The sequence below is a fragment of the Bradyrhizobium sp. SZCCT0148 genome, assembly GCF_018129985.1.
Lineage (GTDB): Bacteria > Pseudomonadota > Alphaproteobacteria > Rhizobiales > Xanthobacteraceae > Bradyrhizobium > Bradyrhizobium japonicum_H.
This window is the reverse complement of record NZ_JAFCKT010000022.1, coordinates 14,005-36,248: the sequence shown is the minus strand read 5'-3', so window position 1 is coordinate 36,248 and position 22,244 is coordinate 14,005. Positions and strand designations below refer to the sequence as shown.

Annotated in this window: 25 protein-coding genes; 14 read left to right on the top strand and 11 right to left on the bottom strand. The window is 63.8% G+C overall.

The features are described from left to right. Window positions 1-25: 25 nt before the first annotated feature. Together JQ580_RS31885 and JQ580_RS31880 are read right to left on the bottom strand one after the other, a co-directional pair. Window positions 26-274 carry a hypothetical protein gene (locus tag JQ580_RS31885; protein ID WP_212285032.1) on the bottom strand — a complete coding sequence of 83 codons (249 nt, stop codon included), beginning with the start codon at window positions 272-274 and terminating at the stop codon, window positions 26-28. A gap of 93 nt (window positions 275-367) precedes the next feature. Next, window positions 368-625: a hypothetical protein gene (locus JQ580_RS31880; protein ID WP_212285084.1), complete on the bottom strand. Its 258-nt coding sequence runs from the start codon at window positions 623-625 to the stop codon at window positions 368-370. A 108-nt stretch (window positions 626-733) separates the two neighbouring features. On the opposite strand from JQ580_RS31880, the gene JQ580_RS31875 reads away from it, so the two are divergent. Next, window positions 734-1,003 carry a hypothetical protein gene (locus JQ580_RS31875; protein WP_249134586.1) on the top strand — a complete coding sequence of 90 codons (270 nt, stop codon included), beginning with the start codon at window positions 734-736 and terminating at the stop codon, window positions 1,001-1,003. A 95-nt stretch (window positions 1,004-1,098) separates the two neighbouring features. Here JQ580_RS31875 and JQ580_RS31870 read toward each other — a convergent pair whose 3' ends face one another. From JQ580_RS31870 to JQ580_RS31860, 3 genes are all read right to left on the bottom strand, one after another. Continuing rightward, the gene (locus JQ580_RS31870) at window positions 1,099-2,586 is read right to left on the bottom strand and encodes an HWE histidine kinase domain-containing protein (protein ID WP_212285030.1); all 1,488 of its coding nucleotides are present in this window, start codon (window positions 2,584-2,586) and stop codon (window positions 1,099-1,101) included. A gap of 14 nt (window positions 2,587-2,600) precedes the next feature. Further along, window positions 2,601-8,897, bottom strand: coding sequence for a HAMP domain-containing protein (locus JQ580_RS31865; protein ID WP_212285028.1), 6,297 nt, complete (start codon window positions 8,895-8,897; stop codon window positions 2,601-2,603). A 421-nt stretch (window positions 8,898-9,318) separates the two neighbouring features. Further along, a complete protein-coding gene (locus JQ580_RS31860) occupies window positions 9,319-9,831 on the bottom strand; it encodes a DUF4142 domain-containing protein (protein WP_212285026.1) in 513 nt (170 codons plus the stop codon). 94 nt (window positions 9,832-9,925) lie between these two features. Here JQ580_RS31860 and JQ580_RS31855 point away from each other — a divergent pair, with 94 nt between their 5' ends. The 3 genes from JQ580_RS31855 to JQ580_RS31850 all read left to right on the top strand — a co-directional run bounded on the left by JQ580_RS31855 (window position 9,926) and on the right by JQ580_RS31850 (window position 10,676). Then, on the top strand, window positions 9,926-10,120 hold the full coding sequence (locus JQ580_RS31855) for a hypothetical protein (protein WP_212285080.1): 195 nt from the start codon (window positions 9,926-9,928) through the stop codon (window positions 10,118-10,120). A 117-nt stretch (window positions 10,121-10,237) separates the two neighbouring features. Continuing rightward, the gene (locus JQ580_RS34185; RefSeq protein ID WP_283814018.1) at window positions 10,238-10,369 is read left to right on the top strand and encodes a hypothetical protein; all 132 of its coding nucleotides are present in this window, start codon (window positions 10,238-10,240) and stop codon (window positions 10,367-10,369) included. 70 nt (window positions 10,370-10,439) lie between these two features. Then, entirely contained in the window at window positions 10,440-10,676 is a 237-nt protein-coding gene (locus tag JQ580_RS31850; protein ID WP_212285024.1) for a hypothetical protein, read from the top strand. A 440-nt stretch (window positions 10,677-11,116) separates the two neighbouring features. Here JQ580_RS31850 and JQ580_RS31845 read toward each other — a convergent pair whose 3' ends face one another. The 3 genes from JQ580_RS31845 to JQ580_RS31835 form a co-directional block, all read right to left on the bottom strand. Then, the gene (locus tag JQ580_RS31845; protein WP_212285022.1) at window positions 11,117-12,007 is read right to left on the bottom strand and encodes an SDR family oxidoreductase; all 891 of its coding nucleotides are present in this window, start codon (window positions 12,005-12,007) and stop codon (window positions 11,117-11,119) included. Window positions 12,008-12,209: 202 nt separating this feature from the next. After that, window positions 12,210-12,761, bottom strand: coding sequence for a DUF4142 domain-containing protein (locus JQ580_RS31840; protein WP_212285020.1), 552 nt, complete (start codon window positions 12,759-12,761; stop codon window positions 12,210-12,212). An 87-nt stretch (window positions 12,762-12,848) separates the two neighbouring features. Beyond that, the gene (locus JQ580_RS31835) at window positions 12,849-13,076 is read right to left on the bottom strand and encodes a hypothetical protein (protein ID WP_212285018.1); all 228 of its coding nucleotides are present in this window, start codon (window positions 13,074-13,076) and stop codon (window positions 12,849-12,851) included. Between the two features lie 212 nt (window positions 13,077-13,288). Here JQ580_RS31835 and JQ580_RS31830 point away from each other — a divergent pair, with 212 nt between their 5' ends. After that, a complete protein-coding gene (locus JQ580_RS31830) occupies window positions 13,289-13,663 on the top strand; it encodes a PRC-barrel domain-containing protein (RefSeq protein WP_212285016.1) in 375 nt (124 codons plus the stop codon). Between the two features lie 20 nt (window positions 13,664-13,683). Continuing rightward, the gene (locus JQ580_RS31825; RefSeq protein WP_212285014.1) at window positions 13,684-13,842 is read left to right on the top strand and encodes a hypothetical protein; all 159 of its coding nucleotides are present in this window, start codon (window positions 13,684-13,686) and stop codon (window positions 13,840-13,842) included. Between the two features lie 132 nt (window positions 13,843-13,974). On the opposite strand, the gene JQ580_RS31820 is transcribed toward JQ580_RS31825, so the two are convergent. Beyond that, entirely contained in the window at window positions 13,975-14,439 is a 465-nt protein-coding gene (locus tag JQ580_RS31820) for a winged helix-turn-helix transcriptional regulator (RefSeq protein ID WP_212285012.1), read from the bottom strand. Between the two features lie 164 nt (window positions 14,440-14,603). On the opposite strand from JQ580_RS31820, the gene JQ580_RS31815 reads away from it, so the two are divergent. The 6 genes from JQ580_RS31815 to JQ580_RS31790 all read left to right on the top strand — a co-directional run bounded on the left by JQ580_RS31815 (window position 14,604) and on the right by JQ580_RS31790 (window position 20,053). Next, complete coding sequence (locus JQ580_RS31815) at window positions 14,604-15,341, top strand: SDR family oxidoreductase (RefSeq protein ID WP_212285010.1); 738 nt, start codon at window positions 14,604-14,606, stop codon at window positions 15,339-15,341. Window positions 15,342-15,403: 62 nt separating this feature from the next. Continuing rightward, on the top strand, window positions 15,404-16,405 hold the full coding sequence (locus tag JQ580_RS31810; protein ID WP_212285008.1) for an NAD(P)H-dependent flavin oxidoreductase: 1,002 nt from the start codon (window positions 15,404-15,406) through the stop codon (window positions 16,403-16,405). A 108-nt stretch (window positions 16,406-16,513) separates the two neighbouring features. After that, on the top strand, window positions 16,514-16,933 hold the full coding sequence (locus JQ580_RS31805; RefSeq protein ID WP_212285007.1) for a hypothetical protein: 420 nt from the start codon (window positions 16,514-16,516) through the stop codon (window positions 16,931-16,933). A 9-nt stretch (window positions 16,934-16,942) separates the two neighbouring features. Beyond that, window positions 16,943-17,275, top strand: a complete 333-nt coding sequence (locus JQ580_RS31800; RefSeq protein ID WP_212285005.1) for a hypothetical protein — start codon at window positions 16,943-16,945, stop codon at window positions 17,273-17,275. Window positions 17,276-17,392: 117 nt separating this feature from the next. Next, window positions 17,393-18,967 carry an alkaline phosphatase D family protein gene (locus JQ580_RS31795; RefSeq protein WP_212285003.1) on the top strand — a complete coding sequence of 525 codons (1,575 nt, stop codon included), beginning with the start codon at window positions 17,393-17,395 and terminating at the stop codon, window positions 18,965-18,967. Between the two features lie 267 nt (window positions 18,968-19,234). After that, window positions 19,235-20,053, top strand: coding sequence for an aldo/keto reductase (locus JQ580_RS31790; protein WP_212285001.1), 819 nt, complete (start codon window positions 19,235-19,237; stop codon window positions 20,051-20,053). 97 nt (window positions 20,054-20,150) lie between these two features. On the opposite strand, the gene JQ580_RS31785 is transcribed toward JQ580_RS31790, so the two are convergent. Together JQ580_RS31785 and JQ580_RS31780 are read right to left on the bottom strand one after the other, a co-directional pair. After that, entirely contained in the window at window positions 20,151-20,384 is a 234-nt protein-coding gene (locus tag JQ580_RS31785; protein ID WP_106953281.1) for a hypothetical protein, read from the bottom strand. A 95-nt stretch (window positions 20,385-20,479) separates the two neighbouring features. Further along, window positions 20,480-20,932, bottom strand: a complete 453-nt coding sequence (locus JQ580_RS31780) for a hypothetical protein (RefSeq protein WP_212285000.1) — start codon at window positions 20,930-20,932, stop codon at window positions 20,480-20,482. A 163-nt stretch (window positions 20,933-21,095) separates the two neighbouring features. Between JQ580_RS31780 and JQ580_RS31775 the strand changes: the two genes are divergently transcribed. Together JQ580_RS31775 and hpaD are read left to right on the top strand one after the other, a co-directional pair. Continuing rightward, window positions 21,096-21,365: a helix-turn-helix domain-containing protein gene (locus JQ580_RS31775; RefSeq protein WP_212284998.1), complete on the top strand. Its 270-nt coding sequence runs from the start codon at window positions 21,096-21,098 to the stop codon at window positions 21,363-21,365. 18 nt (window positions 21,366-21,383) lie between these two features. Beyond that, window positions 21,384-22,238, top strand: a complete 855-nt coding sequence (gene hpaD, locus JQ580_RS31770) for a 3,4-dihydroxyphenylacetate 2,3-dioxygenase (RefSeq protein ID WP_212284996.1) — start codon at window positions 21,384-21,386, stop codon at window positions 22,236-22,238. Window positions 22,239-22,244: the final 6 nt, after the last annotated feature.

Here is a 22,244-nt window from a genome sequence, read left to right as displayed (position 1 = left end):
TTTTGTTGACCTGGTCGGTCTGGGCCTACTTGGTATTGGTCATGCCCTTGCCGTTCTGGTTGGTCATGGTGCCGCCCTGGTCCGAGCCGGGACCGGAACCGCCCTGGCCGGAGGGATCCGCGCCCTTCGAGGACTTGGTGTTGGCGCCGGTGGTCTGCGAGGACGACATCGATGATCCGTGTTTCGCCTTGTGCGACTTGGCCTGTGCGGCGAGCGGCGCAGCGGCAAGGCCGGTGGCCAACAACGCGGTGAGAACGAGCTTCGTCCTTGTCATACGGGGAACTCCTGAGTTAAATTGACGCAGGCAGCCAACCGCTATTCGGCGAAGGAGTTCCGACCAGCATATCTCCCGCAGGTCACGGACGCTTCAAGTTTGCTTGTCCTCCACGAGGATGAACACAGCGCCGGTGAGTGTGGCGCCGATCGCGAAAGTCGTCACCAATGCGAGGGCGACGACGATGGCGGCGTGGGTTCCGCTGTGATCTAGCAAGCTGGCGACGGCCGGATTGGACAAGATCAGCGTAAGGCCGAAGGTGAGGCCGAGGGCTGCGCCCATCAACGCATGCATCATCAGCTTGATGAGGCCGGCGGGGGAGATCAAGTCGGAAGACTTTCTTGAGCGCATGGGAACCGCATCCCGAATTGTCATGCCAACGCGGGCGATATTCACCGGTTCCAAACGGAAGAAGGATTGTCGTGGTCGGCTTCATCCGACGTTCATGCCGGATTGACGATGATGAGCACCAGCACAACGGGTACATTCGAAACGGGAACATTCGCTATGGGTAAGGTCGTGTTTCTTTACCGCTCGCTGGCCTATCGCAACGCGGCAGCGGATATGCTGCGCAAGGCCCGCAAACTGCCACGCGGCGCGGAGCGAAGTGCGGCCCGCCGCTACGCGACGGCGCTACGCGATCTCGCTCGGACGGAAGCTTGGCTCGAAGGACGCGTCGCCGAGGAAGCGCTGCCGCAGCGGCAATCGAGGATGGTGGCGTCGGGCTAAGGCACGATCCGGACAGCTGTGCAGCGGTTATCCGAAGATCATACGCAAAAGCCAACCTGAAGCGCGATGACGCTTCATCCTGATCGCATCGTGCTCTAGCCCGAGGCGCGTTGCAATTCGGACGCGCTTGCGGGGTCGAATTTTCCGGGGACGGTTGCCGCTGTCTTGCGTGTCAGCGGCACCTCCAGACGGCACAACAATCCCTCGGCTCGCCAATCGAATTGTGCTTGTCCACCGAGCTGGGACTCGACGCTCGCAAGCAGGCTCCGCGTGCCGAAGCCGCGAGATTTCGGGGGCATGACGAGTGGACCGCCGGTTTCTTCCCAGTTCAGCGTCAGCCTTTGGTCCTCGACTTGCCAGCCAATCGCGAGCCGTCCCGACCTGGTAGAGAGGGCGCCATACTTGGCCGAGTTGGTGAAGAGCTCGTGCAGCGCAAGCGCCAGGGTCTGGGCCGTCGTCGGCATCAACTGCACCTCCGGACCCGCCAACACGATCTGGCCACCGAGCGAATAGGGTGCAAGCTCCTCATCGATCAGTCTGGAAAGCTCGGCGCCTTGCCAGCTCGACAGCGACAGGATGGTGTGCACGCGCGCCAGCGCATTGATGCGTCCTTCGACGGCGCTGACATAGGCCTTGACCTCGTCGGCGCGGGTGAGGCGCACGATCGATTGCGCCAGCGCCAGCGCGTTCTTGGCACGATGATCGACTTCTCGGGCCAGCAGATTCTGCCGTTCCTCGGCACGCTTGCGTTCGGTGATGTCCACGGTGACGCCGCTCACCCGCACGACGCGACCGCTGTCGTCCACTGTTGCTGCTGCTGTGCCCACGCACCAGCGCACCTCTCCATCGGGCCGCAGGATGCGGAACTCGGTCTCATAGGCCCGCGTGCCCTTGTTGAATTCGGCAATCGCCTTGCGCAACTGCTCGACGTCATCGGGATGCAGCAGCGCCTGAACGTTGGCCGGGTTGACCGCGAAGCTGTCGGGGCTGACGCCAAAGATGCGATATTGCCCCTCGTCCCACATCCAGTCGCCGCTGATCCAGTCCCAATCCCAGGAACCCATCTTGCCGGCGGCGATCGCCATGCTGCGCCGCTGCTCGCTTTCGCGCAGCTTCGCGGTGGAGTTTTCCAATTCTGCCGTGCGTGCGCGGACGCGGTCCTCAAGCTCGTGATTCAGCCGTTCGAGCTCGCGGGTCTTGCGGTAGAGCTCGGCAAACACCTTGATCTTGGCGCGCAGCACCTCCGGCACGACCGGCACCGGAACGTAGTCGACCGCGCCCATCTCGTAGCCGCGCAGGCGGTCGAGGTCGCTGACCTGGATGGCGGAGATGAAGATCATGGCGGTCTTTTGGAAGCGCGGATGCTCGCGGATCATCGCGGCGAGCTCGAAGCCGTCGAGCTCGGGCATGCAGACGTCGACCAGGATCACCGCGATCTCGGTCTTGAGCAGCACCTCCAGCGCCTCACGGCCGGACGAGGCGATCACGAGGTTCTCGCCGAGTTCCTTCAATATCACCTCATAGGCGAGCAGCTTAGCCGGCTGGTCGTCGACGAGGAGAATGTTGACCTTTTCATGGTCCATTCGCGCATCCAAACTCAACGGTGCAGCCACATGCGGATAGCAAGCAGCAATTGATCGGTGTTGACGGGTTTGGCGAGGTAGTCGGACGCGCCGGCCTCCAGGCATTTTTCGCGGTCGCCCTTCATCGCCTTGGCGGTCAGCGCGATGATCGGAAGGCGGGCGAAGGCCGGGTTTTCGCGAATGACGCCGATCGTCTGGTAGCCATCCATCTGCGGCATCATGATGTCCATCAGCACGATGGCGATCTCCGGATTGGATTCCACCAGCGTGACGGCTTCACGGCCGGTCGTGGCCGTCAAAACCTTCATGCCGCGCCGTTCCAGCACACTCGACAGCGCAAAGATGTTCCGGGCATCGTCGTCGACCAGCAGGGCGGTCTTGCCGATCAGGTCCTCGTCGGAACTGTTCAGCTTCTCCAGCATCCGCTGCTTCTCGAGCGGAAGTTCCGTGATCACGCGGTGCAGGAACAGCGCGGTCTCGTCGAGCAGGCGCTCCGGCGATTCCACGCCCTTGACCACGATGCTGCGCGCCATGGTGTGAAGTTCCGCGTCCTCCTCCGCCGACAGCTCGCGGCCGGTGAAGACGACGACCGGGATGTTCGACAGCGCCTCGTCGTCGCGGATCCGGTCCAGTACCTCGAAGCCGCTCATGTCAGGCAGCCTGAGATCGAGCACCACGCAGTCGCAGGGTGCTTCGCGCAGCGTCGAGAGTGCGCCCGCGCCGGTGTTGGTGGTCACGATCTCGATGTCGTCGTGATGCAGCAACTCGCGGATCGAGAGCTGCTCGGCCTCGTTGTCCTCGACGATCAAGAGCCGCTTGCGCCTGGGACGCGCATATTCCTTGATCTGCGTCAGCGCGGCCGAGACGCCCTCGGTCGTCGTCGGCTTGTTGACGAAGGAGAACGCGCCACGCGCCAGCGCATGCTGGCGGTCTTCGTCGAGCGTGATGACCTGCACGGGGATATGGCGGGTCAGCGGATTGTGCTTGAGCTGGCTCAGCACCGTCCAGCCGAGCATGTCCGGCAGAAACACGTCGAGCGAGACCGCGCGCGGCTGGTACTGCTTGGCAAGCTCGAGCGCCTCCGCGCCGCGAGCTGCGACCAGCACCTTGAATCCCTTGTCGCGCGCCAGGTCGACCAGCACACGCGCGTAATGCGGGTCGTCCTCGACGATCAGGAGGATGCTGTCGCCGGGCTCGAGGTTGAGCCGGTCGTCGGGAAGCTGCTCGATGACGCGCTGCTGCTCCGGCGCGGCCGGCTGAAGCGCCGGCGGCTGGTTGTGTGGCTGCAGCGTCGGCACCGCACGCGGTGCGAGCGTCGGGCCGGAATATTTGAGCGGCAGATACAGCGTGAACGACGAGCCCTTGCCCGGCAAGCTGCGCAGATGGATCTCGCCGCCCAGCAGGCTCGCCAGTTCGCGGCTGATCGCAAGCCCGAGGCCGGTGCCGCCGTATTTCCGGCTGGTACCGGCGTCGGCCTGCTGGAACGCCTCGAAGATCAGCTTCTGCTTCTCCAGGGGAATGCCGATGCCGGTGTCGGACACTTCGAACGCGATCACGGCCGGGGCGGAGTTCAGCACCGGGTGATCCGTGCCCCAGCCGCCGACCGCGCCGGTGACCTTCAGGCGCACCTCGCCTTCGGCGGTGAACTTGAACGCGTTGGAGAGCAGGTTCTTCAGAACCTGCTGCAGCCGCTTGGAGTCGGTGACGATGCTGCGCGGCAGATTCTGATCGATGTCGATCTTGAACGATAGATTGCGGTTGTCCGCCTCGTGCCGGAACGGCCGGCCGACGGACTCGAGCAGGTTCGCCGTCAGGATCTCCTCGGCGTCGACAGTGACCGTGCCGGATTCGATCTTGGACAGATCCAGGATGTCGCTGATGAGATTGAGCAGGTCGGTGCCGGCGCCGTGGATGGTGCGGGCGAATTCGACCTGCTTTGCCGAGAGGTTGCCGTCCGGGTTGTCGGTGAGCTGCTGTCCAAGGATCAGGATCGAGTTCAGCGGCGTGCGCAGCTCGTGGCTCATATTGGCGAGGAATTCGGACTTGTATTTCGACGTCAGCGCAAGCTCCGTCGCCTTCTCCTCCAGCGCGCGGCGGGCCTGCTCGATCTCCTGGTTCTTGCGCTCGACCTCGACGTTGCGCTCGGCAAGCTGTTGCGCCTTCTGTTCGAGCTGGTCGTTGGTCTGCTGCAATTCGCGCTGCTGGGTCTGCAGCTCGCCGGCGAGCTGCTGCGACTGCTTGAGCAGGCCTTCGGTCTGCATCGTCGCTTCGATCGAATTGAGCACGATGCCGATGGAGTCGGTGAGCTGCTCCAGGAACGTCATCTGCGAGGTCGTGAAGGAGACGAGCGAGGCGAGCTCGATCACGGCCTTGACCTGACCCTCGAAAAGCACCGGCAGCACGACGAGGTTCTTCGGCGCGACGCGGAACAGCGCCGAGTTGATCGGCACCACGTCGGACGGGATGTCGGTGACCACGCGCGGCCGCTTGTCGAGCGCGCACTGGCCGATCAGGCCGTCGCCGAACTGCACCACGCGCTGATAGGGATAGACGCCGTCGCTGGCGTAGGAGGCGAGCAGCAGCAGCTGCGGATTGTCCTCGCTCTCGATCTGGTAGATCACGCCGGTATGGGCGTTCACCAGCGGCGACAATTCGGTGAGCAACAGCCGGCCGACGGTGGTCAGGTCCCGCTGGCCCTGGAGCATGTTGGTGAATTTGGCGAGATTGGTCTTCAGCCAGTCCTGCTCGGTGTTCACGTCCGTCGTGAGACGGAGATTCGTGATCATCGTGTTGATGTTGTCTTTCAGCTCGGCGACTTCGCCGCGAGCGTCGACCTGAATCGACCGCGTCAAATCGCCCTTGGTCACCGCGGTCGCGACTTCCGCGATCGCGCGCACCTGCGAGGTGAGGTTGGCGGCGAGCAGGTTGACGTTGCCTGTGAGATCCTTCCAGGTGCCGGCAGCACCCGGCACGTTGGCCTGACCGCCGAGGCGGCCTTCGACGCCGACCTCGCGCGCCACCGACGTCACCTGGTCGGCGAAGGTCGCGAGCGTCTCGGTCATGTTGTTGATGGTGTCGGCGAGGGCGGCGACCTCACCCTTCGATTTCACCGTGAGGTTCTGCTTCAGATCGCCATTGGCGACCGCGGTCACCACCTTGACGATGCCGCGCACCTGCTCGGTCAGGTTCGCCGCCATGAAGTTGACGGTGTCGGTGAGATCCTTCCAGGTACCGGCGACACCGGGCACCTGGGCCTGGCCGCCGAGCTTGCCTTCGGTGCCGACCTCGCGCGCCACGCGGGTGACTTCGCCGGCGAAGGCGTTGAGCTGGTCCACCATGGTGTTGATGGTGTTCTTGAGCTCGAGGATTTCGCCCTTCACGTCTACGGTGATCTTGCGGGAGAGGTCGCCGCGGGCGACCGCCGTGGTCACTTCGGCGATGTTGCGAACCTGGGTGGTGAGGTTTGCGGCCAGAAGGTTGACGTTGTCGGTCAGGTCCTTCCAGGTACCGCCGACGCCGGGCACGACGGCCTGGCCGCCGAGCCGGCCTTCGGTGCCGACCTCGCGCGCGACGCGCGTGACTTCGGCGGCGAAGGAGCGGAGCTGCTCGACCATGGTGTTCAAGGTATCCTTGAGCAGCAGGATCTCGCCGCGCACGTCCACCGTGATCTTTTTCGACAAATCGCCGCCGGCGATCGCGGTCGCGACCTCGGCGATGTTACGGACCTGGGCGGTCAGGTTCGAGGCCATGAAGTTGACGTTGTCGGTGAGGTCCTTCCAGGTGCCGGCGACGCCGGGCACCTCGGCCTGGCCGCCGAGCTTGCCTTCGGTGCCGACCTCGCGCGCCACGCGCGTCACTTCGCCGGCGAAAGCGTTGAGCTGATCCACCATGGTGTTGATGGTGTTCTTGAGCTCGAGGATTTCGCCCTTCACGTCGACGGTGATCTTGCGCGAGAGGTCGCCGCGCGCAACCGCAGTGGTCACTTCGGCGATGTTGCGGACCTGAGCGGTGAGGTTGCCCGCCATCGAGTTCACGCTGTCGGTGAGATCCTTCCAGGTGCCGGCGACGCCGGGCACATTGGCCTGGCCGCCGAGGCGGCCTTCGGTGCCGACCTCGCGCGCGACGCGCGTCACCTCGCCCGCGAAGCGGTTGAGCTGATCGACCATCGTGTTCAGCGTGTCCTTGAGCTGCAGGATCTCGCCGCGCACGTCCACCGTAATCTTGCGCGACAGGTCGCCGCCGGCGATCGCGGTCGCGACCTCGGCAATGTTGCGGACCTGGGCGGTGAGGTTGCCCGCCATCGAGTTCACGGAGTCGGTGAGGTCTTTCCAGGTGCCCGCGACGCCGGGCACGCCGGCCTGGCCGCCAAGCTTGCCGTCGGTGCCGACCTCGCGCGCGACGCGCGTGACTTCGCCGGCGAAGGCGTTGAGCTGGTCGACCATGGTGTTGAGCGTTTCCTTCAGCTGAAGGATTTCACCCGACACGTTCACCGTGATCTTCTTCGACAAATCGCCCTTGGCGACCGCGGTCGCGACCTCGGCGATGTTGCGGACCTGACCGGTGAGGTTCGAGGCCATCGAGTTCACGGAGTCGGTGAGGTCCTTCCAGGTGCCGCCGACGCCGCGCACGACGGCCTGGCCGCCGAGCTTGCCTTCGGTGCCGACCTCGCGCGCGACGCGCGTGACTTCGCCGGCGAAGGCGTTGAGCTGGTCCACCATGGTGTTGATGGTGTCTTTCAGCTCGAGGATTTCACCGCGCACGTCCACGGTGATCTTCTTCGACAAATCGCCGCCGGCGACCGCGGTCGTCACCTCGGCGATGTTGCGGACCTGGGCCGTCAGGTTCGAGGCCATCGAGTTGACGCTCTCGGTGAGGTCCTTCCAGGTGCCGGCGACGCCGAGCACGTTGGCCTGGCCGCCGAGCCGCCCTTCCGTGCCGACCTCGCGCGCGACGCGCGTGACTTCGCCGGCAAAGGCGTTGAGCTGGTCGACCATGGTGTTGAGCGTTTCCTTCAACTGAAGGATTTCGCCCGAGACGTTCACCGTGATCTTCTTCGAGAGGTCGCCGCTCGCGATGGCAGTTGCGACGTCGGCGATGTTGCGGACCTGCGCCGTCAGGTTCGAGGCCATGAAGTTGACGTTGTCGGTGAGGTCCTTCCAGGTACCGGCGACCCCGGAGACCTGGGCCTGGCCGCCGAGCTTGCCCTCGGTGCCGACCTCGCGCGCCACGCGCGTCACCTCCGAGGCGAAGGCGTTGAGCTGGTCCACCATGGTGTTGATGGTGTCCTTCAGCTCCAGGATCTCGCCGCGCACGTCCACCGTGATCTTGCGCGAGAGGTCGCCGCGCGCCACGGCGGTCGTCACGTTGGCGATGTTGCGCACCTGTGCGGTCAGGTTGCCGCACATCGCGTTGACGGAGTCCGTCAAGTCCTTCCAGGTGCCGGCGACGCCGGGCACGATCGCCTGGCCGCCGAGCTTGCCGTCGGTGCCGACCTCACGCGCGACGCGCGTCACCTCGGAGGCGAACGAACGCAGCTGGTCCACCATCGTGTTGATGGCTTCCTTGAGCTGAAGGATTTCGCCGCGGACGTCGACCGTGATCTTCTTGGAGAGATCGCCGTTGGCGACCGCGATCGTCACCTCGGCGATGTTGCGAACCTGGTTGGTCAGATTGTTCGCCATCGAGTTGACGCTCTCGGTCAAGTCCTTCCAGACGCCGGTCACTTCCGGCACCTGGGCCTGGCCGCCCAGCTTGCCCTCGGTGCCGACCTCGCGCGCCACGCGCGTCACCTCGGAGGTGAACACGCCGAGCTGCTTGATCATGGTGTTGACGATGGTCGCCGACTGCAGGAACTCGCCGCGAAGCGGGCGGCCGTCGACGTCGAGTTTGACGGTCTGGAGCAGGTCGCCTTGCGCGACGGCCGCGACCGCGCGCGTCACCTCGCGCGTCGGCCACAGCAGGTCGTCGATCAGCGTGTTGACGGACCCTTCCATGTCGGCCCAGGAGCCCGAGGCGAGGCCGAACTTCACGCGCTGGCGCGTCTTGCCTTCGCGGCCGACCACCTGGCCGACCAGCTCGAGTTGCTGCGCCATGCGCTGGTTGGCTGCGATGATTTCATTAAAGGTGTCGGCAATCTTGCCGTCGATGCCGAGATAGTCGCCGCTCATGCGGACCGAGAAATCGCCACTGCGCATGGCCTGCAGGGCGAGCAGCAGTTCGGCCCGCGAATCCGGATCCGATATACCATTGGGTTTTGGCTTTGGAACACGACGACCGGACCGTGATGCAGATCCGGGATCGAGGTCGCTCATATTGATTCCCCCGCAGGTGTCGGCCGAATCCACGGCCAGACGCGACTGGTCAAAATAGAGCTTTAGCCAAATTCGAAATCAAGCGCCAATGTTACGGCGCGAGGATATGGAACCTGTCCTGCTCAGCCCGATGCCAATAACGGCGAAACTTCGCATTGGTTCCATATTCTTTTGAGAAAAGGGCGACAGCAGAATACGCCAGTCTTTCGTGCGGGCATCTCTAGCGGCCGAGGGCAGTCACCGGCGGATCCAGCCGCTGATGCGCCGACCACGGAGGCGGCGACCCGATCGGAGCCGAGCGGCAGCGGGACCTCATCGTGGGGCGGCTAGGATGGCAATGGCGGACTGGCAAATGCCCGAAGGCTACCCCGCGGTCCGGTCGGAGAGCCAGCAATATCCTCCGAAAGACTAATAGAGGACGCTACTTGTCGGCCATCGTGCGCGCGTCGTCTTTGACCTGCGCGCGCAGCATCGGGAGCTGCTCGCGGGCGAACGCCGCGAGGGCGGTGTTGTCGGGCCCTTTCAGATAGCGGTCGAGGAGTTCGATGGCCGATTCGTATTCGGGAATTTGCGAGGCGTAGAACGTTCGAACGTAAGTCGGTCCATCCACGGTTTCGGGCTCCACCAGGCTCGCGCTGACGGACGTCGTCTTGCCTGCACGCGGCTCTGCGCCGATCGCCTCCTGGATCTGTTTCAACGCCTTGTCGCGCTTGACGGCTTCCTCGGCGCGCAAGGCGGCGAGATTCCTGACCTCGGCGTTGCCCTTCAGGTCGGCACTCTCCAGAAGGCCTTGCTGGAAGCGGCTGAAATCGTAAAGGCCGGTGATGACATCGGTCGCACTCGGTACGCGCTCGACAGTCTTTTGCTCACCGGTGCTGTCGGCAAGCGCTGCGGTGCTGATGAATGCCAGGATGATCGCGACCAAAATTCGCATCGCCAACAACCCCGGGCAAAAGGCGAAGTTCCCGGAAACATTACGATCTGGCAATCGGCTTGCGATGCCGGTGTTCCGTCCCCACGTCTTTCGGATGAAACAGTCTGACATCTTCAGAGACAACGCCGATAATTGTCTTCAGCTCGCGGAGCGCGCCGAGGGAGGCCCCGCCAACAAGCGCTATTCGCGCATGGCTAGCGCCTGGACGGCGCTCGCCCACGAGCAAGATTGGCTCGATGGCGAAATTCCGCCCGTCCCGAGGCGTTTTGCTCAGCATCGGGAGGCGTGAGCGCTCTGCTTTCGCGAATCCGCGTGTGAGACGGCTCACGGAATGCAAGCGACCAATCGGGGATGATCAGGGAGTAGTCGATCGCGTTGGTTTTCCCTTCCAGGAGGAGGTTTTGTGATGGCCCCACGTCTGGCACTTCTTTCACTGGTTTTCGCCTTTGGTGTCTCGGTCGCGTTCGCGACTGTGACGACGGTGCGCCAGGTTCATCTGGAAAAGGCATCGGCTGCGGTCCACGCGGCGCACAGCTAGCACCGCATCGGAACCTTCGACGCCGCCATGCGTAAGCGCTTCGACACATCAGAAGAGGCGAAAGCACATCATGGCCCATTCCGACCACGGCATCGTTAGGGATCAGCGGGGCGAAGAGCAGCCCCGCGACAAGCAGCGGGCGCAATCCGTGAACGATACGGATCCGCAGAAGACGGGTGCGCAGAAGACAGGATCGAACGGCTCGCCGTCGCGAGAGGCGACGCGCGATCCCAAGCTGAACGACAACAGCAAGACGCCCGGCTCGGGGATGACGCCGAACGATTCCGGCGACGCGCCGACCGGCTAGACGCTTTCGATCCGGCGCGGGGAACGACTCCCCGCGCCGGGAGTCGATGGATTGCTTCCGGTTGTCATTCCCCCGGTGCACCGGAAGCAATCTCCAAGGACGGCCCTGGCACGCCCCGTGCCGGGGCCGTTTGCTTAGGGACCGCTGCTTGAGCCACAGCGCTGCCGTTATCGGGGTCTTCCTGCGTGGGTCTATCGGGCCGCGGCCCGCAAAGGGTTCGGATCGACACGACAGCGCCGGCAAGGAAGCGAGCCGCCCGGCGGCGGTCCGGCGGCAACAGACCGGACGCGGAGGCGAGGGCGCCCATATGCACGGCGTGACCGGATGGAAATGCATCGCGGGATCGCCCGGAGAAGGGGACCCCGCGCCCGTGGCCCGTGACCTCAGCCTATCCGGCCGGGTCTGATCGAACACGGATTTCAGATCATGCGGCAGTGCGGCTACGGCTGTCCGGATCCGCCGGCAGCGCCATACACCTGGCCCGTCGCGTAGCTGGCATCGGAGGCCGCAAGCTGCACGTAGATCGAGGCGAGCTCGACCGGCTGGCCGGGGCGTCCGAGCGGCGTCATGCCGCCGAACTTTTCGAGCTTCTCCATCGTGGCGCCGCCGGAGACCTGAAGCGGCGTCCAGATCGGCCCCGGCGCCACGCCATTGACGCGGATGCCCTTCGACGCCAGCTGCTTGGCCAGCGCCTTCACGTAGTTCATCGTCGCCGCCTTGGTCTGCGCATAATCATAGAGATCCGGCGAGGGATCGTAGGCCTGCTCGGAGGTCGTGCCGATGATGCAGGATCCGGGCTTGAGATGCGGCAGCGCCGCCTTGATGATCCAGAACGGCGCGTAGACGTTGGTCTTCATCGTCGCATCGAAGTCTTCCGAAGAGACGTCGAGGATGGAGGCGCGGGTCTGCTGCCGCGCCGCGTTGTTGACGACGATGTCCAGACCGCCGAGGCCCTGCACGGTCTGCTCGACGAGCTGCTTGCAGAAGGCTTCCCCCTGGAGATCGCCGGGGATCGCCAGGCCGGTGCGTCCTTCCTTCTTGATCAGCGCGATGACTTCCTGTGCATCGGGCTCTTCTGCCGGCAAATAATTGATGGCGACGTCGGCGCCTTCGCGCGCATAGGCAATCGCGGCGGCGCGGCCCATGCCGGAATCGCCGCCGGTGATCAGGGCCTTGCGGCCGGCGAGCCGGCCGGAGCCCTTATAACTCGTCTCGCCATGGTCCGGGCGCGGCTCCATCTGACCGGCGAGACCCGGCCAGGGCTGCGATTGCTTCTTGAACGGCGGCTTCGGATAGCGGCTGACGGGATCGATGAGACCGTGCTCGGCCATGGACGTATCTCCTTTCGCTGTGGATGCCAGCGAAGCCGCCGCGAGCGTTGCGCTCGCAGCGTGGACGACGTGCCGGCGGGACATTGAGGTTTTGCTGTGGTTCGACATTTTGCTCTCCGCGATGGTCAAGGCTCAATGCGCGGAGGCGGTCGACGTTGCTTGGTGAAGGACGCCGGGCGCGCCGGCGTCCATCAGGACTGCGTTACTTCGTCTGGCCGACGCTCGGCGCCTTGCCGAGCTCCTTGGCCATGTCGAGATGGTGCTTGAGCGCCGGTAGGGTCTTGCCCGCCCAATCCTTCAGCTCCGAATTGTCGCCGCCCTTTGCATAGCGTTCGAACAGCGACACCGCATCTTCATGGGCGCTCACCTGATAGGAATTGTAGTCCGAGCTGAAGTCCTTGCCGCTCGCGTTCTTGAGCTTGTCGAGCTTGCTCTGGTGCGAACTGTCGAGCTCCGTCGGGAGCGTCGCCTGGATCTTCTTTTGGCCGACCAGGCCCTTGAGCTCGGTGCTGGTCTTGGTGTGGTCGGTGACCATCTGCTGCGCGAAGGTCTTTTCCTGGGCGTTGCCCTTTTGCTGGGCAAGCTTGCTCGACTCGATCTCGAACATGTCGCTGATGGCGACCTGTTTGACGAAGTCGGCGGTCGTCGGCGCGACGCCGAGGGCGGAATTGACGCCGGTCTTCTCGCCAAGGGACTGGGCGAGCGCGGGGCCCGCGAGCAGAACGCAGGCAAGGGCAATCATTGTGCGTTTCATATCTGGTTGCTCCGATCGAGGCGCGCAGCCTCATGCCGCGCGATGTTGCGCCGACTAACACGCCTGAGTGGCTGTGGTTCCTACAGCTCAATCCGCAGGGTTCCGCCCGGTGCGCGGATTGATGGGGTCGGTCGGCTTGCGTCGAAGCCGCTCCGGCAGAATCGGCTCGGCGGCGGTGGCCGCAGCGTCGGCACGTATATCGGCGTGGCGTTGCGCGCGCTCATGGGTCGTCCTGTTGTCGCTGATCTGCCGCTTGACGTCCATGCCATCGACAGGATCGTTGACGCCATGCTGGATGTCGCGAAAGTCGCTCATCGTTTCACCTCAAATGCGATGCGCCGGGTCCGAACTCGCGATGCAAACCCCAAGCTTCCCGGAGAACTTCGCTCAGCTCTTCTCGGTTGTGCTTGAAGCTCAGAGACCGGCTCCTTTCTTGCGATGTTCCTGGCTCGCACCGGGGAACATCCGCGTCGGAACGAACGCTCGCCTGTCCGGTTGAAACTCATCGGCTGAGTGGAGGAACGACAATGCTGAATCAGGGCGAAATGGACCGCGACGAAATGGGCCGTCTGATCGGAAGCGACAAGGTCGAGGGAACATCGGTCTTCGGGGCTGATCGAAACAAGATCGGTTCGATTGAACGCGTGATGATAGACAAGGTCAGCGGCAAGGTGTCCTACGCCGTGCTCGGCTTCGGCGGATTCCTGGGCCTCGGCAACGATCATTACCCGCTGCCTTGGCAGTCGCTGAAATACGATACGGAGCTTGGCGGCTACATCACCGGCATCACCACCAAGGAACTGGAAGGCGCGCCCAAATATGGCGAACGAAGCGATTGGAACTGGGGTGATGATGCCGCGGTGCGGGGTATCAACACTTATTACGGCGTTCCCGTTGCGTGATCTCCAATGAAGGAAAAGCAATGAGCAAGGAACAGCCGAACGACGATCCCCGGCACCAGAGCGACTGGGGTTCTCACAAACAGACCGACAAGCCCTGGAAAGGCAATCCGGAGAAGGAGCAGGGGTCGGACGACCACACGCCTGATCTCGAGAAATGGCACGAGACGAAGACGCACTGAGCTAGGCGCGCCTTCCGCAAGATGCAGACACGAGCGCGGCACCCATTGTGCCGCGCTCTTGTTTTGAGCGTACGGTTCTTTAGCGACTGGATGTCCCGGACGAGCCGGGCACCACAGCTAATTGGAAGCGGCCTATGCGACCGCCTCTTTCCGCCCCGGCCCCGCATGCACGTGCACCTGCTTCGCGTGCAATGCCTCGCCGCATTCCGAGCAGACCATTACGGGATCGAACAACTTGCCGCAGGACTTGTGCTGGTGCAGCAGCGGGCGGCCGCGCTCGTCGCCCATGTGGGTGTCGCCCCAATGCACCATCGCCATGATGATCGGGTAGAGGTCGAGGCCCTTCTGCGTGAGGATGTACTCGTAGCGCTTGGGCGTCTCGGAATAAGGGACGCGGCGCAGGATGCCGAAGCGCACCAGCTTCTTCAACCGCTCCGAGAGCAGGTGGCGCGTGATCTGCAATGAGGACTGAAACCCCTCGAACCGGCGCACCCGCAGAAAACATTCACGCAGGATCAGCAGCGTCCAGCGGTCGCCGACCACTGCGACCGTGCGGGAGAGCGAGCACTGTTCTTCGTCTAACGTGTCCCATTTCATGATCGGTCTCCAGCTCCGCCTAGTCAGTCAGAAAAAGGAACTGACTTGAATGTTCGAGACAATTGCGTGAGCAAATTAGCAGTACGCGCGAAAGTTTGACAGTTCCATTTTAGAACTATAGAATCCCTATTAATCACGCAGCGCTCTCATCGGAGGAGGCGACCTTGCCCAAGCGAAAAGCGACAGCGGCCGTGATCGGGGCCGGCGATTTCATCGGCTCCGAAATCGCCAAGAAATTCGCCTCTGAAGGGTTCACGGTTTTCGCTGGACGCCGCAACGGCGACAAGCTGGCACCGTTGGTGAAGGACATCGAGGCCGCCGGCGGCGAGATCCACGCGCGTTCGCTCGATGCACGGAAGGAGGAAGAGGTCATCTCCTTCCTCAACGATGCCGACAACCTTGCGCCGCTCGAGGTCTGCATCTTCAACGTCGGCGCCAACGTCAATTTCCCGATCCTCGACACCACCGAGCGCGTGTTTCGCAAGGTCTGGGAGATGGCCTGCTATTCCGGCTTCCTGGCAGGTCGCGAAGCGGCGCGGCTGATGCTGCCGCGCGGCGGCGGCAACATCTTCTTCACTGGGGCGACTGCGTCCTTGCGCGGCGGCAGCGGCTTTGCCGCCTTTGCCAGCGCCAAGTTCGGACTTCGTGCGGTGGCCCAGGCGATGGCGCGCGAGCTCGGGCCGAAGAACGTCCATGTTGCCCATCTCATCATCGATTCCGGCGTCGATACCGAATGGGTGCGGCAGCGCCGGCTCGAGGCGCTGGGGCCTAACGCGCTCGACAATCCCGATCTGCTGATGCCGCCCACGGCGGTCGCGGATGCCTATTGGCAACTCTACCAGCAGCCGAAGAGCGCCTGGACCTTCGAGATGGAGATCCGCCCGTTCGGAGAGAAATGGTGACCGCGGCGCAAAAGTCCGGTTAGACTGGTCCCAACAACGAGGCCATTCCGGGAGGTATTTCAGTGAAGACCGCGATCACCGAGCTGTTCGGCATCCAGCACCCCATCATCCAGGGTGGCATGCATTTCGTCGGCTTTGCCGAACTGGCTGCGGCCGTTTCCAACGCCGGCGGGCTCGGCATCATCACCGGCCTGACGCAGAAGACACCGGAATTGCTCGCCAAGGAAATCACCCGCTGCCGCGACATGACCGACAAGCCGTTCGGCGTGAACCTCACCTTCCTGCCGACCTTCGCGGCACCGCCTTATCCGGAATACATCGCGGCCATCGTCGAGGGTGGCATCAAGGCCGTTGAGACGGCGGGCCGCAGCCCCGAACAATACATGCCGGCGTTGAAGGCAGCAGGCATCAAGGTCATCCACAAATGCACCTCGGTGCGTCACTCGCTCAAGGCCGAGCGGATCGGCTGCGACGCCGTCAGCGTCGATGGCTTCGAGTGCGGCGGTCACCCCGGCGAGGACGATATCCCGAACATGATCCTGCTGCCGCGGGCGGCAGAGGAATTGAAGATTCCGTTCGTGGCGTCCGGCGGCATGGCCGACGGGCGTAGCCTCGTCGCGGCGCTGTCGCTAGGCGCGGCCGGCATGAACATGGGCACGCGCTTCATCGCTACCAAGGAAGCGCCTGTGCATCAGAACGTGAAGAACGCGCTGGTCGCTGCGACCGAGCTCGACACCCGCCTGATCATGCGCTCCTTGCGCAACACCGAGCGCGTGCTGAGGAACGCCAATGTCGATCGCCTCATCGAGATCGAGCGCGAGAAGGGCGACAAGCTCAAGATCGACGACATCCACGACCGAGTCGCGGGCGTCTATCCCAGGATCATGCTGGAGGGCAAGATGGATGCCGGCGCCTGGAGCTGCGGCATGGTCGCCGGGCTGATCCACGACATCCCCTCCTGCAAGGAACTCGTCGATCGCATCATGGACGAGGCGGAACAGATCATCCGTAGCCGGCTGATGGGGTTCCTGGATGGGACGGGTGCGGCGCGAAAGGTCGCCTGACACCGGCAAACTTCTTAACCACGGCGGCACTTGGCCGCTGGAATTGCGCGCGACGCCTCCTAAATAGGGATAAATTACCTCTTTCAAAATCAATTTCAGGAGGCGTCCGTGGTCCTGAAGAGCGTTCATTTTGCCGTTGCCGTTGCCCTCATGCTCGCATGGGGCGGCGTCGCGCGCGCTGATGACTACAAGCCAGACGAATATCTCGGTCTCGATCTCTCCAGGGCCGTGCTGTCGCCGAAACGGCTCGGGCCCGAGACGCAGTTCGCGCCGGTTGCGCTTGAAGCGCGCGGCGGCAACGAGGCGCAGGCGCGCGCCGAGCCGGTCGACGTGCCGAGGAAGGTTGCCGCCGAGCGCGTCCGTGTAACCGAGCCAAGGGTTGCCCACTCAAGGCCCGCCCAGTCGCGCGGCGCGGCGCGCGCCAAGCTCGCGCATCGTCACGGCAACCCGCTCGACGCGCAGGCGATGGACACACGCATCCAGACCTGGCCGTGCCGCTCTGGCGGCATCTGCAACTGGAAGCATTAAGCAGCAGACGTGTCTGATTTCCGCTATCGATGCCTGTTGGCAGTGTGCGGCCTGGGTGTCCTGAACTTCGTCATCTTTGTGATCGTGGCGGTCGCGATCGGAGGTGATGCAGTCAATGGCAAGGCCGTTGGCGGTCACTACTATCTGGCAAGCCATGGCAAGCTGACGGAGGTCAGCGAGGCCGTCTACACCTATAGCCTGTGGCACGTGCGTAGCCTCCTCGTCACACATCCCCTGGCGATACTGACCGGATACCTCGCGAATCGCGAGAGGAGGGCGAGGAAGGCGGCAGGGCGCTCGCTCGACGGCAATCACGTCGGCGGGCTTCCGACGTCGAGTTAGGCGGCGTCCGATCGTCACCGATGCGTCGCAAAACCGTAGGCGTGGAGTCAAGAAACTGTAAGCCGGCAGTCAAACGGCGCAGGCACCTTTCGTCGCGACTCGACGAAGGTTTCCTGAATGGCAACGCTCCGCGCTTCGCGCGCATGGACTCGGCGGCAATTCCTGGTTCGCTCCACCTCAAGCCTTGCCGTCGCCTCGCTCGGCACGCTCGCCGCGCCCAACCTCAGCCGCGCCGCCGACCGGCCACGGATCGCAGGCGGGATTCAATCAGGCGATGTCTCTGGCGACTCCGCCGTGGTCTGGGCGCGTGCCGACCGTCCCGCGCGAATGCAGGTGGAATGCTCGACCGTCGAGAGTTTCAAGACCATCATCGCGGCGGCTTCGCGCGATGCTCTGCCCGACGCCGATTTCACCGCAAAGCTGCAGTTCGACGATCTGCCGTCCGGCCAGGATATCTTCTACCGCGTGCGCTTCGACGACATCGCGACCGGCATTGCCGGCGAGAGCCGCGTCGGGCATTTCCGCACCGCGCCGGCCGCTGGCCAATCGATCTCGTTCCTGTGGTCCGGCGATGTCGCGGGGCAGGGCTGGGGCATCGACGTCGCGCGCGGCGGCTATCGCAGCTATCGCACCATGCTCGACAATCGTCCGGATTTCTTCATCCACTCCGGCGATCACATCTACGCCGATTGCACGGTCCCTTCCGAGCAGAAGCTGCCGAACGGCGAGATCTGGCGCAACCTCGTGACCGAGGACAAGTCCGAGGTTGCGCACACGCTGGCGCAGTTTCGCGGCAACTACAAATACAACCATCTCGACGAGAATTTTCGCGCCTTTCACGCCGAGGTGCCGATGTTCGCGCAGTGGGACGACCACGAGGTCACCAACGATTGGTCGCCCACCGGCAGCCATGACGAGGCCGGTTATGAGGACGACGGCACCCCAAGCCTGGTCGCACGCGCCCGCCGTGCCTTCTTCGACTTCATGCCGATCCGCGATGTCGGCGCGCGGCAAGGCCGGGTCTATCGCAAGATCGCCTACGGCCCGCTACTCGACGTCTTCATGATCGACATGCGCAGCTATCGCGACGACAGCTGGAACAAGGGCGGCGATCACCACGGCTGGATTTTGGGCGCCGAGCAGCTTGCCTGGCTGAAGCGCGAACTGGCCGCTTCGCGCGCGACCTGGAAGGTGATCGCAGCCGACCTGCCGATCGGCCTGATCAGCATGGACGCCGTCGCGCTCGGCGATGGGCCCCCCGACCGTCGCGAGAACGAGATCGCGGACCTTCTGGCCTCCATCAAGCGCGCCGGCGTGCGCAATATCGTCTGGCTCACTGCCGACATGCATTACACCGCGGCGCATTATTACAATCCCGGCAAGGCGGAGTTTCAGGACTTCGAGCCGTTCTGGGAGTTCGTCTCCGGCCCGTTGCATGCCGGCACCTGGGGCCCGGGCGAGCTCGACAATACCTTCGGTCCGGTCGCGATGTACCAGAATGGCTGCAGCGCCGCGCAGGGCGAAAATTTGGCGCCGTGTTTCGGACTGCAGTTCTTCGGCCGCGTCGACATCGACGGGACCAGCGGCGTGATGACCGTGACTTTGAAGGATGTGGACGATCGCGACCTCTGGTCGGTCGACATCGTGCCGCAGCCGCAGGCGCGCCCTGCTGTGGTCGCGCAGCATTCGTGAGAAGCCAGCCCTTCGCCCCAGTCGTCATGCCCGGGCTTGTCCCGGGCATCCGCGTTCTTCGTGCGGTCAGGCGTGGATGGCCGGGACAAGCCCGGCCATGACGGTGGCCAGGCGTCACGCGTTACAACGCTAACCCGATCTTGATTGGCCGCACCATGGCTCAACCGCTATAACAAGTGTTCCCGCCACCTCTTTTCCATCACCAAAGAGTTGTTCCCCGCGGCTTCACCGCGCGACCGGCGGGATGCAATATGTCAGGAGCTGTTCATGGACAATCTGAAGACACAGGGCATCAGCATGCCCAAGCTCGGCCTCGGCACCTTTCGTCTGCAGGGCGATGCCTGCCGCGCCGCGGTCGAGAGCGCGCTGTCGGTCGGCTATCGCCACATCGACACCGCAGAGATGTACGCCAACGAAGAATCGATCGGCGCTGCCCTTGCCGCGGCTCGCCTGCCGCGCAGCGAACTGCATGTCACGACCAAGGTCTGGCATGAGAACCTCAGCCCGGACGCGATCCGCCGCGCCTTCGATGCCAGCCTGAACAAACTCAGGCTCGATCATGTCGATCTCTACCTGGTGCATTGGCCGTCGCAGACCGCCAACTGGGGTGCGGTGTTCGAGACCCTGATGAAGCTGAAGGAAGAGGGGCGCGCGCGGGCGATCGGCGTTGCCAATTTCACCACCGCGCTGCTCAAGATCGCTGTCGAGGACATCAGGGCGCCGATCGCCTGCAACCAGATCGAGTATCACGCGATGCTCGATCAATCGAAGGTGCTCGCCTATCTCAGGGCCAAGTCGATCCCGCTGGTCGCCTATTGTCCGCTGGCGCAGGGGCGGATCGCCTCGGATCCCGTCCTGACCGAGATCGGTGCGAGACACAATGCGACCGCTGCGCAAGTTGCGCTGAAATGGCTGCTCGATCAGGACGGCGTCGCCGCGATTCCGAAGGCCTCGCGCCGGGAGAGCCAGCAGTCCAATCTCGACGCGCTCAAGATTACGCTCGACGAGACCGATCGCGCAAAAATCGCCGCGCTGCCGAAGGACAGGCGCTGCGTCAATCCGGGGTTTGCTCCGGCTTGGGACTAGCTGCGTTCAAACGGACATTGCAGGAATCGTCGATTCAGCCAAGCGACCGCGCAAAGAAAATGGCCCCGTGAGGGGCCATTTCCAAATGGGCTTTGCGTTAGTCCCAGTGGTGACGATGACTGCGCTTGATCACCACGACCTTGTTGCGATTGTGCCAGCCACGATGCCAGCCGTGGTCGCGGTGGCCGCGGAATTCGGCGCGAGCGCCGTACGGAGCGTGATGATGGTGGTAGCCACCACGCTTGATCACCACGGTCTCCGCGCTTGCCAGCGTCGGCGCCGCGATCACGAGCGCACCCAAGGCCGCAACTACAAAACCAATCTTCTTCATGATGTCCTCCTCCAAAAGAATGCACATCTAAACCGCGCATTCATGCGAACGTTCCGGAGGAACTGCAGGAGAATTCTGAACGGCTGTTCAGGTGACTAGTCGCAGCGTCGCTGTGCAGGCGTCGGTGCGCCCGTCGCGACGTATTTGCCGTCTCTGATCGTGTACTCGCCGCGCTCGCTGCGATTGTAGATCGCGCGGAGACTTCCGTCCCTGGACAGCCGCAGCCCGAACTCACGCGTCTGATGCAGCGAGGGGAAGTACACCATCACATTGAGCAGGCCTTCCGCGTTCACGGTGGCCGACACCACTTCGTTCTCGTCCCTGGCCTCGCCGAAATCGCGCCGGTACATCACCCTTCCGTCTTTCCGGATTTCGTAAGTCAGGAGCGCGCCCTTGTCGCGGTCGGGCCGGGCCGCGCAGTCGACAGCCCAGGAGCCGAGCAGGCCCCATTCCTCCACCGTGTCGGTCAGTGTCCCGGCATTTGCCGTGGAGCTGATCGCCGCCCACAGCATCGCAGCCGCGATCGAGCGGCTTAAACAACGCGTCATGTCCTGAAAGACCCCGCCTCGAAGAATTTCAAAGTGTAGCATCCCGCCCGCTGCCGTCCATGGCCGCCGCCGATCGCTCGCGAATTTGATCCGCGTCAATGAGGCCGGTCGTTTCCGGGGTAGGATGGCGGTCCCGAAGGCGAACCTGGATCTGGATAGAGCAATGCTGAATCAAGTCATGGATTTTGCGGGCGAAGTGCTGCCGGGAAGCTGTGCCGTGCCGCCTTATTCCGAGACCGCGTTTCTGACCGAACTCGGCGATCGCTTGAGATCCTCGCGCATGCGCTGCGACCTGTCGCGCCGCGAGCTGGCCCGCCGTTCCGGGATTTCCGAGCGCTACATCGCCCAGATCGAGGCCGGCAAGGGCAACGTCTCGATCGTCCTCCTGCTGCGGCTGGCCTCAGCGATCCACGGCAGCCAGCCGCAGGCCTGACCTTTCGGGGTGACCACGATGGGGCAGCTCGTACTCGCGGCCAAGGTCACCCACGTTCCATCGTTGATGCTGTCGGAGCAACCCGGAAGCCCGTTGCGCGACGCCCGCGAGCCGGCGGTCAGGTCTTTGCGCGAACTCGGCCGGCGGGCGAAACAGCGTGGCGTCACCTGCTTCGTGGTGTTCGACACCCACTGGCTCTCCAATTTCGGCTACCACATCAATGCCAATGCGCGGCATCGCGGCTCGTTCACGAGCCACGAAGCGCCGCAGATGATCCAGGATCTTCGCTACGATTTGCCGGGTGACACGCGCCTGGCCAAAGCCATCGCTGCAAAGGCCGGGGACGCCGGCCTGAACGTGATCGCCCATCAGGTGGCCAGCCTCGGGCTCGAATACGGCACCATCGTGCCGATGCACTACATGAACCCGGACGGTTTCGCGAAGGTGGTTTCAGTCGCCTCGCCGCTGTTCACCTCGTTCGAGGAGAGCCGGCTTCTAGGCGAGGCGGTCCGCCGCGCAATCGACGAATCCGGTGAACGGGTGGCGATCCTCGCCAGCGGTTCGCTCTCGCATCGGCTGTGGCCGAACAAGAAGCTGGGCCCCGAGGCCTGGACGTCGGTCGCCAGCGAGTTCAACCGCCAAGTCGATCTGCGCGTGCTCGAGCTGTGGCAGAGCCGCCGCTATCGCGAATTCCTCGACATGCTCCCGGACTACGCCACCAAGTGCAACGGCGAGGGCGGCATGGCCGACACCATCATGCTGTTCGCAGCGCTGGGCTGGTACGATTATCGCGGCGCGGCCGAACAGCTCTGCGACTATTTTCCGTCGTCCGGGAGCGGCCAGGTCAACGTGGAGTTTCACGTCGAGGCGTGAGGGCGG

Bases quoted from the DNA above. Each gene is read 5' to 3' on its own strand.
- JQ580_RS31865 (WP_212285028.1), bottom strand. From the start codon at position 8,897: ATGAGCGACCTCGATCCCGGATCTGCATCACGGTCCGGTCGTCGTGTT.
- JQ580_RS31870 (WP_212285030.1), bottom strand. From the start codon at position 2,586: ATGGACCATGAAAAGGTCAACATTCTCCTCGTCGACGACCAGCCGGCT.
- JQ580_RS31825 (WP_212285014.1), top strand. From the start codon at position 13,684: ATGAGCAAGGAACAGCCGAACGACGATCCCCGGCACCAGAGCGACTGG.
- JQ580_RS31795 (WP_212285003.1), top strand. From the start codon at position 17,393: ATGGCAACGCTCCGCGCTTCGCGCGCATGGACTCGGCGGCAATTCCTG.
- JQ580_RS31790 (WP_212285001.1), top strand. From the start codon at position 19,235: ATGGACAATCTGAAGACACAGGGCATCAGCATGCCCAAGCTCGGCCTC.
- JQ580_RS31775 (WP_212284998.1), top strand. From the start codon at position 21,096: ATGCTGAATCAAGTCATGGATTTTGCGGGCGAAGTGCTGCCGGGAAGC.
- JQ580_RS31860 (WP_212285026.1), bottom strand. From the start codon at position 9,831: ATGCGAATTTTGGTCGCGATCATCCTGGCATTCATCAGCACCGCAGCG.
- JQ580_RS31820 (WP_212285012.1), bottom strand. From the start codon at position 14,439: ATGAAATGGGACACGTTAGACGAAGAACAGTGCTCGCTCTCCCGCACG.
- JQ580_RS31785 (WP_106953281.1), bottom strand. From the start codon at position 20,384: ATGAAGAAGATTGGTTTTGTAGTTGCGGCCTTGGGTGCGCTCGTGATC.
- JQ580_RS31780 (WP_212285000.1), bottom strand. From the start codon at position 20,932: ATGACGCGTTGTTTAAGCCGCTCGATCGCGGCTGCGATGCTGTGGGCG.
- JQ580_RS31840 (WP_212285020.1), bottom strand. From the start codon at position 12,761: ATGAAACGCACAATGATTGCCCTTGCCTGCGTTCTGCTCGCGGGCCCC.
- JQ580_RS34185 (WP_283814018.1), top strand. From the start codon at position 10,238: ATGGCCCCACGTCTGGCACTTCTTTCACTGGTTTTCGCCTTTGGTGTC.
- JQ580_RS31835 (WP_212285018.1), bottom strand. From the start codon at position 13,076: ATGAGCGACTTTCGCGACATCCAGCATGGCGTCAACGATCCTGTCGAT.
- JQ580_RS31830 (WP_212285016.1), top strand. From the start codon at position 13,289: ATGCTGAATCAGGGCGAAATGGACCGCGACGAAATGGGCCGTCTGATC.
- JQ580_RS31885 (WP_212285032.1), bottom strand. From the start codon at position 274: ATGACAAGGACGAAGCTCGTTCTCACCGCGTTGTTGGCCACCGGCCTT.
- JQ580_RS31845 (WP_212285022.1), bottom strand. From the start codon at position 12,007: ATGGCCGAGCACGGTCTCATCGATCCCGTCAGCCGCTATCCGAAGCCG.
- JQ580_RS31850 (WP_212285024.1), top strand. From the start codon at position 10,440: ATGGCCCATTCCGACCACGGCATCGTTAGGGATCAGCGGGGCGAAGAG.
- JQ580_RS31855 (WP_212285080.1), top strand. From the start codon at position 9,926: ATGAAACAGTCTGACATCTTCAGAGACAACGCCGATAATTGTCTTCAG.
- JQ580_RS31875 (WP_249134586.1), top strand. From the start codon at position 734: ATGATGAGCACCAGCACAACGGGTACATTCGAAACGGGAACATTCGCT.
- JQ580_RS31880 (WP_212285084.1), bottom strand. From the start codon at position 625: ATGCGCTCAAGAAAGTCTTCCGACTTGATCTCCCCCGCCGGCCTCATC.
- hpaD (WP_212284996.1), top strand. From the start codon at position 21,384: ATGGGGCAGCTCGTACTCGCGGCCAAGGTCACCCACGTTCCATCGTTG.